This is a genomic window from Candidatus Delongbacteria bacterium (assembly GCA_020634015.1).
GTDB lineage: Bacteria > CAIWAD01 > CAIWAD01 > CAIWAD01 > CAIWAD01 > JACKCN01.
This window is the reverse complement of sequence record JACKCN010000007.1, coordinates 181,964-190,150: the sequence shown is the minus strand read 5'-3', so window position 1 is coordinate 190,150 and position 8,187 is coordinate 181,964. Positions and strand designations below refer to the sequence as shown.

Annotated in this window: 6 protein-coding genes; 4 read left to right on the top strand and 2 right to left on the bottom strand. The window is 63.0% G+C overall.

Annotated features, from left to right (window positions below; all coding sequences use genetic code 11):
* Positions 1-197 precede the first annotated feature (197 nt).
* Together lptB and rpoN are read left to right on the top strand one after the other, a co-directional pair.
* Positions 198-1,028, top strand: a complete 831-nt coding sequence (gene lptB, locus H6678_13655) for an LPS export ABC transporter ATP-binding protein (GenBank protein MCB9474840.1) — start codon at positions 198-200, stop codon at positions 1,026-1,028.
* Positions 1,025-2,485: an RNA polymerase factor sigma-54 gene (rpoN, locus tag H6678_13650; GenBank protein MCB9474839.1), complete on the top strand. Its 1,461-nt coding sequence runs from the start codon at positions 1,025-1,027 to the stop codon at positions 2,483-2,485. The genes lptB and rpoN overlap by 4 nt, the downstream gene beginning before the upstream one ends.
* 201 nt (positions 2,486-2,686) lie before the next feature.
* Here the strand turns inward: rpoN and H6678_13645 are convergent, their stop codons facing one another.
* Both H6678_13645 and H6678_13640 read right to left on the bottom strand, forming a co-directional pair.
* On the bottom strand, positions 2,687-3,934 hold the full coding sequence (locus H6678_13645) for an alginate export family protein (GenBank protein ID MCB9474838.1): 1,248 nt from the start codon (positions 3,932-3,934) through the stop codon (positions 2,687-2,689).
* Positions 3,935-4,279: 345 nt separating this feature from the next.
* Complete coding sequence (locus H6678_13640; protein ID MCB9474837.1) at positions 4,280-5,365, bottom strand: aldo/keto reductase; 1,086 nt, start codon at positions 5,363-5,365, stop codon at positions 4,280-4,282.
* A gap of 203 nt (positions 5,366-5,568) precedes the next feature.
* On the opposite strand from H6678_13640, the gene H6678_13635 reads away from it, so the two are divergent.
* Positions 5,569-6,960 (top strand): dipeptidase, encoded by a 1,392-nt coding sequence (locus H6678_13635; protein ID MCB9474836.1) that lies wholly within the window; start codon positions 5,569-5,571, stop codon positions 6,958-6,960.
* Positions 6,960-8,168 (top strand): efflux RND transporter periplasmic adaptor subunit, encoded by a 1,209-nt coding sequence (locus H6678_13630; GenBank protein ID MCB9474835.1) that lies wholly within the window; start codon positions 6,960-6,962, stop codon positions 8,166-8,168. The genes H6678_13635 and H6678_13630 overlap by 1 nt, the downstream gene beginning before the upstream one ends.
* Positions 8,169-8,187: the final 19 nt, after the last annotated feature.

Here is an 8,187-nt window from a genome sequence, read left to right as displayed (position 1 = left end):
TTGGCGGCGGATCCCACTGGTTTCACCCCGTGGAATTGCTAACATCGCAGCCGACCGCACACACCCACGCGTGTGGCGTCGAACCGGATCACACTCCAGGGGAACAAGAGTGCCGGTTGCCGGAGCCAGAGAATCCGTGATCATCCGTACCGCACAGGGGCTGCCAGCCAGCACCTTGTAGAGGGAGACGAGTGTCCATGCATCGGGTCTTCGAAAGCGAAGAACTGCACAAGTTCTATGGCAAGCGCCGGGTCGTGGGCGGTGTCTCGATCCAGGTCGGCACGGGCGAGATCGTCGGGCTGCTGGGTCCCAACGGCGCGGGCAAGACCACGACTTTTTACATGATGACCGGCATGATCCGCCCCACCTCCGGCCGGATCCTGCTGGACGGCCAGGATGTGACCCGCCTGCCGATGTACCGCCGTGCGCGGCGTGGAGTGGGCTACCTGCCCCAGGAAGCCAGCATCTTCCGCAAGCTGACCGTCGAACAGAACCTGATGGCGATTCTCGAGACTCTGCCGCTGAACCGCGGGCAACGCCGCGAGCGGCTGGAACTGCTGCTGGCCGAGCTGCGGGTCAGCCATCTCAAGAAATCGCTGGCCTACACCCTCTCCGGGGGTGAACGTCGCCGGGTCGAAATCGCCCGCGCACTGGTCAACAATCCTGCCTTCATCCTGCTGGACGAGCCCTTCGCGGGCGTGGACCCGATTGCGGTGGGCGACATCCAAAGCATCGTCCATGAGCTGAAATCGCGCAATATCGGGGTCCTGATCACCGATCATAACGTGCATGAGACGCTCAGCATCACCGACCGCGCCTATCTATTGTACGAAGGGCGCATTCTCAAGTCGGGCAGTGCCGAGGAACTGGCCGACGACGAGCAGGTGCGACGGCTCTACCTGGGCGAGAATTTCCGCCTTGAACGCCGTGAGCCGGTGAAACTGGCGCCGGTCGATCCCGTGACGGGCGCGATCCCGCCCACGACGGCCGGAGAGACACCGAAGACTGAAGGAAGAACCGCACGATGATGCAACTACGGCAGGAAGTGGTGATGCGCCAGGACATGGTGCAGACTCCCCAGCAGATCCTGCGCAGTGAACTGCTCCAGCTTCCGATGATGCTGCTCGAGGCCAGATTGAAACTGGAAGTCGAGGAGAACCCCGTGCTCGAGTTCGACGAGTCTGGCCTGGACGTCCAGGACGAACAGACCGACGAAAAGGACAAGAGCGACAGCGAGGAAGAAGTCGACTGGGATGAGGCGGTGAGTGACGAGGACAACTGGAACGAGCTGCTCAACGAGGACACCACTCCCGAGTATGCACGCAACACGCCTCCCAGCACCCAGGAACTGCTGGACATTCCGCGGCCCCAGATCCAGACCCTGCAGGAAAACCTGATCGAACAGCTGCAGATGGACAACCAGCTCAGTCGCGCCGACCAGCGCATCGGGCTTGAGATCATCGGCAATCTGGAGGACAGTGGCTACCTGGGCGTGAGCGTGGACCAGGTGGCGATGATGCTGGAAGTGGACGCCGCCGACGTGTTGCGCGTGCTCCAGCGAGTCCAGCACTACGACCCAATCGGCATTGCGTCCCGTGATCTGCGCGAATGTCTGCTGGTGCAGATGGAAGTGCTGTCCCAGCTCGGGGTGAATCACGCAGTGGCCCGCGAGATCATCGCCGATCACTTCGAGAACTTCAGCGCCAAGCGTTACGAGATCCTGGCCCGCAAACTCTCGGTGAATCTGGACGAGATCAAGGACGCCTTCCTCTTCATCAGCCGCCTCAATCCCCGCCCCGGGGTGGGCGAGATGAAGGACAAGGAGAACTACATCATTCCCGATCTGGTGGTCGAGAAGGTCGAACGCGAACTTGAAGACGGCAGCAAGGACGAGGAGTTCGTGGTGAGCCTCGTGGAGGGCACCATGCCCAGTGTGCGCATCAGCCGCACCTACGAGAACATGCTGCGCGCGGGCCGGACCAAGGTGGACAAGAACGTGCGCGAGTTCATCGTGCGCAAGGTCGAGAGCGCACGCTGGTTCATCAACGCGATCCAGCAGCGCCGTGAGACGATGCTCAAGGTGATGCGCAGCATCGTCAAGCTGCAGATGGATTTCTTCCTCTTCGGCAAGGAGTACATCCGCCCGATGATCCTGCGGGATGTGGCCGAGGACATCGAGATGGACATCTCCACCATCAGCCGTGTCACCAACCGCAAGTACGTGCAGACCGAGTGGGGTGTGTTCGAGCTGAAGTACTTCTTCAGCGAGGGCATGACCACCGACAGCGGCGAGGATGTGTCCACCAAGATCATCAAGAGCAAGCTCAAGGACATCGTCGAGAGCGAGAACAAGAAGCGCCCGCTCTCCGACCAGAAGATTGCCGAGATGCTGGCCGAGGATGGTTACAAGGTGGCCCGGCGCACGGTGCAGAAGTACCGTGAGCAGATGGAGATACCCGTCAAGCGCCTGCGCCGCGAGATCTGACCCTGCCCGGGGGCCCGCCAAGGCGGGCCCTTTTCATTTCATCCAGCCTCACGAGTCGCGCTTAAGCGCCTGTCCGGCCACACGCATTCCTGACCGGTTGCTCACCTCGGATTCCGGTGGGGCAATCGGCGTGTACGTGCGGGCAAAAAGGAAGCGGCCCCCATTCGGGGGCCGCCTGTCAATCGAGATCTGGAGGACCGATCAGTCCTTGAAACCGGCAGTCAACTGCAGGTACATCCAGTTCATGCCGTCGTTGGGATTGCCGGCGAAGTGGTCGTCGGCGGTGAACATGCTGTAGCCGGCGTTGATCGTGAAGTTGTCGAACTTCTTGCTCAGCGTCAGGTCGATCTCGGAACCGATGGCCGTATCCATGGTGGTTCCATTTGAGTAGTCGGCCGCAGCACTGAACATGTGGTAGTCCAGCTTGTAGTTCACGAAGTCGGCGATGCTGCCCCAGAAGTTCACCTGGATGTCGTTCAGGCCGTTGGGTCCGGTGTTGACCAGATCCATGTAGCCGTTGAACTTGTGCGCCGTGGGATAGAGGTTCTGCCAGGCATCCATGCTGTTGTCGGCACTGTCGTCGCCACTCTGCATTTCGTAGCCGAAGCCCACCTTGTTCAGGAAGCCCATGTCCAGGGCCCAGGTGGCGTCCAGCCCGATCAGCTGGCCAGCGTAGTCCATGGCGGTGCCGCCCCACTCGTTGCTGCCCATCTGCATGCCGAAGTTGAAGTTCACGCCCAGCTTGCCGTCGAAGTACTCGGCGCCGGCGTTGTCGTAGTGCAGACCGATGGTGCTGCGCACATTGGTTTCCTCGGCGGCGTTCTGGCCGAAGTCATCGTTGTTGTAGAACAGGTCGACGCGCTTGTCGAACAGGTTGTTGAAGTACAGACCCCAGACGGTGACATCCTGGTTGGCGGTGAAGTTCTCGACCACCTTGATGCCGTAGAACTGGACCATGGTGAAGGGAGTCTCGTAACCGAGCACGTACCCGTCGAAGCTGCGTCCCACATTGCTCCAGCCAACACTGCCGAAGAAGCGCTCGTCGGCCTTGGGCATCTCGAAACGGCCGGCCAGCAGGTTGAGGCCACTGATCAGGCGGCAGTCCCAGCTCAGGTAGCTCTGGTGGATGCCGAAGTTCATGTCATTGACCAGGGTGCCACTGGTGCCGTTGCCACCCATGGTGCGGCTGTCCTGGGCCTGGACGTAGATCGCCAGACCTTCGGTGGGGGCGGCGGAGAAACCGATGCGCGTGCGCAGGGCCGACATGCCGTAGGAGTCCACATTGCTGTCGAAGGAGTAGTTGGAGAACTCACTGCGATAGCGGACCTGTCCGTCGAACTTCAGCTCGGTCGCCAGCGAATCCTGTACCACGGCTCCGCAAAGAGCGATGGCAAGGGCGGAAAAGACGATACCGTTCATCTTCATGCTTTCCTCCAGGAAATGAAACATGGATCACACATTCCGCACAGGTGGCCGGACATGTGTGAATCGGGTCTCGCCCGGTGCGCCTCCTGTCCGTGGGAATCAGGGTTCCGGAGCGCGCCCGGTTTGTTGTGTCACCAAGTTAGTGAAGTGAAATTCAGAATCCCAATAGCCGCACGTGTCGGAAACGGCTTTGACAAACACGGAACTTGGGGGAGCCTAAGTCCCGGGTTCGGGCGTGTTTCAGCTTTGAGGGAGCACAGGGTTTGTTCAGAATCGGGCGTCACTCAGTCCGCCGGACGCTCGACACGCGACAATCCGCCCAAAAATTTTCCTTGCGGCAGCTCCCGTTTCGCGAAGGTCCGTGGAGCATCAGCTGAACAGGGCAAGCCATTCTTCCCGGGGCATGGCGGGCAGTGCCGAGAGTTGGCAGAGTTCCTGGATGTGCTCGCGTGTCTTCATGCCCACCAGGGCACTGGTGACCCCCTGTGTGCTGCGCGCGAACTGGAGCGCGCGCTGGGCATCCGTACGACAGCCCGGCATGGCAGGATGCAGATACTGGGGCAGGTCCTGGCAGAGTTGGCCCTGGCCCAGGCTGAGCATGCCGGTGAAGCACAGCCCGGTGCTGGACAAAGTCTCCTGCAGCGTGGGCTGGCCTTCGCCGGCCGGATTGAGCAAGTCCAGCTGTGCCAGACTGAAGGGCGCCTGGATGGTGCACAGTCCCGTGCTCCCGCCACCCGCGTGTCGCGCCCACTCGAGCAGGGTGGGAAGCTGCAATGGGGCACGGCGTGTGTCGTTGCCGGTGAAGCCTTCCAGCGAGGCGATGCCCCAGGCACCGATGCGGCCTTCGCTGACAAGGGATTCCAGCTCGGCGAAGGCGCTCATCAGCAGCGCTTTCCAGCGCTCGGGGCCTTCCTGTTTCAGCGCGATCTCGGGAGCATCCAGGTAGAGCAGGTCGATGTGTTCCAGACCCAGCAGCCGGCAGGCCAGATCCAGCTGGGCACGGATCCAGCGGGGGTGCATCGACCATGCTCCGGCCACGAAATCCGCGTCCTCGAGGCCAGAGTCGGGCAGCACCTGGCGACGGAAGAACTCCTGGGCATCTTCCTCGCGCCGGTCGAGGGCCACGAAGCCCACATGGCTCGCGAACACCAACTGCTCGCGCCGTACCGCGCCCGAGGAGAGCAGTCGGGGAAGTGCGCGTCCGATGGCCGCCTGGCTGCGCCGGTGGCGGTAGGCGGGCGAGGTGTCCAGAAAATTGATGCCCCCGGTTATCACCTCGGGAAGGGCCGATTCGACCTTCAGGTCCACGATGTTGCGCAGTTCCCCGGAATTGGTGCCCCAGCCGATCGACGAGACGCTCCAAGGGCCCAGCCGGCGCCGGTGATCCGCGGCATCCCCGGTCCGGTTGGTGAAGAATTCTTCCGTGGCTTGGGCCTCGGCCCGTTCGACTGTCATGGCGCGTCTCCCGGCGTTCGGATGCCCTGGTTCCAGGGCGGTTTCGGCGAAGGGGCCAAGCTAAGGAAAACCCCCCATCCCGGCTCGCTGCCGGTGGCCTGCCAGCCGGGATTGCCGTACCTTGGCGGAGCATTTTCCGGCCCCGACACCGTCTCACGGGAGCCATGGCCAGAACGCCCCAACCGGAGAAAACAGGAACCACCATGAAGACACTGGAAGCCACCCTGGCCCGCATCCGCGGCCAGCGCGAGCGTTACGAGCAGGAACTGATCGAGTTTCTGCGTTTCCCCTCGATTTCCACCGCTCCCGAGCACAGCCAGGATCTGCTGGCCTGTGTGCAGCACCTCAAGATGCGCTGCGAAGAGGCGGGGCTGACCAATTGCACGATTCATCCCACGCCCCGGCATCCGATCCTGACGGCCGAGTGGCGCGGGGCTCCCGGAGCACCCACGGTGCTGGTCTACGGCCACTACGACGTGCAGCCCGTGGACCCCCTGGATCTGTGGGACAGCCCACCCTTCGAGCCCGTGATCCGCAACGGCAAGCTCATCGCGCGGGGCAGTGCCGACGACAAGGGCCAGCTCTACATCCACGTCAAGGCCGTCGAGGCCCTGCTGGCCGAGAACGGCACCCTGCCCGTGAACATCGTGATGCTGTTCGAGGGCGAGGAAGAGATCGGCAGCCCCAACCTGGAAGCCTTCATCCACGCACACAAGGATCTGCTCAAGTGCGATGTGGCGCTGATCTCCGACACGGCGATGTTCGGTGAGGGCCTGCCCTCGATCTGCACGGCTCTCAAGGGACTGGCCTATCTGGAAATGCGTCTGACCGGCCCCAACCGCGACCTGCACTCCGGCGAGTTCGGCGGCCCGGTACGCAACCCGGCGAACGTGCTCTGCGAGCTGCTGTCCAGCCTGTGGGACACCCAGGGCCGGGTGGCCGTGGAAGGCTTTTACGATCCGGTACGCAATCTCGACACGGAGGAGCGCGCCGAAGTGGCCCGCCTGCCCTTCAACGAGACCGAGTACATGGCCGACCTCGACGTGGACGGTCTGCGTCCAGAGCCCGGCTGGACCGTGATCGAGCATCTGGGCGCCCGTCCCACCATCGACGTCAACGGCATCTGGGGCGGTTTCGCGGGCGAAGGCGCCAAGACCGTGCTGCCCTCGAAGGCCGGGGCCAAGTTCAGTTTCCGCCTGGTGGCCAATCAGGATCACCAGCAGGTCAGTGAGGCGGTTGTCGCCCACCTCAAGGCCCGGATTCCCGCGGGCATCAAGGCCGAGTTCATCAACCACCACGGCGGCAGCGCGGCCGAGGTGCCCATCGACCATCCCGCCGTGCTCTGCGGTGCCGACGCCATGGAGCAGGTCTTCGGCAAACGCCCCTTCTTCCAGCGCGAGGGCGGCTCGATTCCCATCGTGGCCACCTTCGACCGGGTGCTGGACGTCAAGACCGTGCTGCTGGGCTTCAGCCTGCCCGATTGCCGCATCCACAGCCCCAACGAGAACATGGACCTGCCCAACTTCCACCGCGGCATCGAGACCATCGCCCGGTTCCTGGATCTGTTGCCCTCGCGCATGCAGGCGAAGGCCTGATGTCCGGGCGCGCGGGCTGGGCCCTGCTGCTTCCGCTGTGCCTGCTGCTGACCGGCTGCGGCAGCGAGCAGCCTCCTTCCGTGGTGGTCACGCCCGACCGCTTCGAGATCCGTCTCACGGAAGCGGGCACCATCCAGGCGGTGAATTCCACCACCATCAGCACTCCGCGGCTGCGCAACCAGCTGCAGGTGCAGACGCTGATTCCCGAGGGCAGCAGCGTGGAGAAGGGTGACACGCTGGTCATCTTCGACCGCACGGAGCTGCAGAAGGAAATTGATGACCGGCTGAACGAACTGGACATCGCCCAGGCCAGTTACAACAAGGTGGAAGCCCGCCTCAAGGCCGAGCTGCGCAACATGCAGAGCTCGCTGGTGGCCGATTCCACTTCCTGGCTGCTCTCGAAACTGCGCCAGGAACGCACCGTCTACGAAAGCGAGATGGTGCGCCAGGAGGCGGACCTGCAGTTCAGCCAGGCCACCCTGTCCTACGAGAAATCGCGTTCGAACTACATCGCCCAGGTGGGCATCAACGCCGAGGAACTCAAGGAAGCCGATCTCAAGATCCAGACCGCGCGCGACAATCTGCGCAAGGCCCGCAAGGAATACGACGACCTGGTGCTGACCGCGCCCGGCCCGGGCATGGTGGTCTATCTGCCGGTCTGGCTGGGCGGCGAACCGCGCAAGATCAAGGTGGGCGACCAGCCCTGGCGTGGCGCCGGCCTGATCGAACTGCCCGATTTCTCGAGCATGCGTGTCACACTGCAGATCAATGAAGTGGACCTGAATCTGGTGTCGCTGGACGACTCGGTCTCGGTGGTGCTGGATGCCTGGCCCGACCGTCATTTCTCCGGCCGGATCACCGAAGTGGGCGTGCTGGCCCGCGAGAAGGACGGCGACAGCAACACCAAGGTCTTTGACGTGACCGCCGTGCTCGACCAGCGAGATCCCATCCTCAAACCCGGCATGAACGCTCAGACCACGATTTTCGGCACGCGCATCGATGAGGCTCTGGCCGTGCCCGTGGAAGCCCTCTTCCGCGATGAACAGGGCTGGCACGTGTTCCGCATCGCGGGCAAATCGATCGAAAGCGTCCCAGTCGAGGTGGGCCCCACCGACGGCGACCGGATGGTCGTGCTGAGTGGCCTCGACGCGGGTGACCGCCTGAGCCTGGTCGATCCTGCCAACTGGTCCAGCGAGGACGCGCAGTGAGTCACCAAGTTCTCGGGAT